The sequence below is a fragment of the Phyllobacterium sp. 22229 genome (assembly GCF_052056495.1).
Lineage (GTDB): Bacteria > Pseudomonadota > Alphaproteobacteria > Rhizobiales > Rhizobiaceae > Phyllobacterium > Phyllobacterium myrsinacearum.
The window spans coordinates 1-954 of the sequence record NZ_JBQEPA010000054.1; the positions used below are offsets into that span (position 1 = coordinate 1).

The following is a 954-nucleotide window of genomic DNA, read 5'->3' on the forward strand; positions in this document are numbered from 1 at the left end:
GCCATAAACGAGCTTGTCCTGCCGCTGTCTGAGTTCGACGATTTTCGAGCCGGGGATGGGGGCGGCGTTGGCGCTGGTGATGAGTGCGCCCTTGGCGATGGGTGCCGTCACCGTGCCGCCCTGGAGAAGGCCGCAGGGGATGGCTCCGGCGGCGCGCGCCTCCGGCGCCGTCATGATCCAGGCGCGGTAGCAATATTCGCCGATCGCATCGAGCGTGTCGCCAACCTTGAGGTCCTTCTTCGCCACCGCGCAGACTTCCGCGACAGGTTTGGCCAAAGGCACCATGTCGGCCTTGCCGTAGAGCACGACGCGCGCGCAGGTCAGCGGCACTTCCAGCGACGTCAGGTGATAGGGCCGGTGGAAGGTGAAATACGGGCCCTTGCCCATCTTCAGATCCTCCATCCGCTCCGAAATGCGCGGATGCGACATGTCGGCAACGACGAACACGCCCGGCGCCACGCCCTTGCCGATGGAATAGTCGACAACGCCAACGCGCGACAACAGCCCGCCATCCTTCTGCGGGATCAGCGTCTTGTTGAGCTGGTCCAGCGTGGCGGCGGGGCCGTGCATGCCCGCTCTGTCGGGCACGAGACCCGTGGCATTGGCGATGGCCGCCATTTCCACCATGGTCTTCGAGCCGTCGACGAATTCCACCAGCATGCGCACATTCATGTGGCGTCGCGCCGCCTCTTCCTGGTAATCGTCGGGAATGGCGTCGATGTTGAGCGGATTGTTCTTGCCCTTGCCGGCGGCCACGATCGGATGGCCCATGGCCGAGACGAATTCGATCAGCTCCATGCAGGAGGACGGCTCGTCGCCCGCGCCGAGCGAATAGGTCACGCCCAGGCGATCCGCCTCGCTTTTGAGATACGCGCCGATGGTCACGTCAGCCTCGACATTCATCATCACGAGGTGCTTGCCGTGCTCCATGGCGCGAAGGCCGATCTCGGCACC

Annotated in this window: 1 protein-coding gene; it reads right to left on the minus strand. The window is 64.6% G+C overall.

Going from position 1 to position 954, the window contains the following annotated elements; translation table 11 throughout:
• Window positions 1–954 (minus strand): NAD(P)H-dependent oxidoreductase (locus ACTJJ7_RS28040; protein ID WP_440969502.1); only part of this gene is annotated, 954 nt, incomplete at both ends.